Source organism: Streptomyces noursei (assembly GCF_001646665.1).
Lineage (GTDB): Bacteria > Actinomycetota > Actinomycetes > Streptomycetales > Streptomycetaceae > Streptomyces > Streptomyces lavendulocolor.
On the sequence record NZ_LWBU01000307.1, the window covers coordinates 49,889 to 50,970 of the forward strand.

General features: G+C 73.9%; 1 protein-coding gene and 1 pseudogene. One reads left to right on the top strand and one right to left on the bottom strand.

Annotated elements, in window-relative coordinates; genetic code table 11:
* A pseudogene (locus tag A4V12_RS39085) lies at positions 1-343 on the bottom strand (acyltransferase); the annotation flags it as partial.
* A gap of 130 nt (positions 344-473) precedes the next feature.
* Here A4V12_RS39085 and A4V12_RS23025 point away from each other — a divergent pair.
* On the top strand, positions 474-1,004 hold the full coding sequence (locus A4V12_RS23025) for a gamma carbonic anhydrase family protein (protein WP_064071319.1): 531 nt from the start codon (positions 474-476) through the stop codon (positions 1,002-1,004).
* Positions 1,005-1,082 lie beyond the last annotated feature (78 nt).

Below are 1,082 nucleotides of genomic sequence, written 5' to 3' on the forward strand. Positions count from 1 at the left end.
CGGCGACCACGTGGCTGCCGCGTCCGAGGACGACCCCGTTGCCGAGGGTCAGGATCGGGTCGGGGCCCAGGTCGAGCCCCGGCAGCATCCCGGCCGTGAGCGTCACCTGCTCGGCGATGATGCAGTGGTCGCCCAGCACGATCCACTCCTCGCCGAAGACGGTGCCCTGCGGGAACGCCAGCCGCGTGCCGGGGCCGAGCCGGCGGAAGCGCAGCCGCCCCGGGTGCTCCGCGGTGACGGCACCCGTCTCCTGCACCCATCGCCAGCCGCCGTGCACGGCCCGGCTGAGGATCCGTCGCCGCCAGGCGGCCAGGGAGGAGAACGTGTTTCTGTTCTTCGGCACCCGGACACGGTAGTCGCCCCGGTCACCGGCCACTCGTACGGCGCTCTGTGATGTTCGCCCCACCGTCGCCGCCGGAACGCCCGTCGCCTAACGTTCCCCTGGCGCGACTTCGCAACACGAGGAGCAGGCGATGGCAGAGCGGGCGTTGATCACCGCGGTGGGCGGCAAGGAACCGGACGTGCATCCGGAGGCCTTCGCCGCACCGACCTCCGTGGTGGTCGGTGAGGTGACGATGGCGGCGGGTTCGAGCGTCTGGTACCACGCCGTGCTGCGCGCCGACTGCGGCCCGATCGTCCTGGGCGCCGGCTCCAACGTGCAGGACAACTGCACCGTGCACGTCGACCCGGGCTTCCCCGTCACGGTCGGCGAGCGCGTCTCGGTCGGCCACAACGCGGTCCTGCACGGGTGCACCGTGGAGGACGACGTGCTGGTCGGCATGGGCGCCACCGTCCTGAACGGCGCCCACATCGGGGCCGGCTCGCTGATCGCCGCGCAGGCACTGGTCCCGCAGGGCATGCGCGTCCCGCCCGGTTCGCTGGTCGCGGGCGTGCCGGCGAAGGTCAAGCGGGAGCTGACCGCGGAGGAGCGAGAGGGCATCAAGCTGAACGCCGCGATGTACCTGGAGCTCGCGCGCGCCCACGGCGAGGCGCACCGGGCCTGACCGTCCTGCCCCGGCCCGGTGGCCGGCTGCTGCTTCGGCCGGCCCGGCCCGGGCAGGCGGCGCGCGAGCCGCCGCCGG

Excerpts from the sequence above, each read along its gene's own strand:
- A4V12_RS23025 (WP_064071319.1), top strand. The coding sequence starts at position 474 with ATGGCAGAGCGGGCGTTGATCACCGCGGTGGGCGGCAAGGAACCGGAC.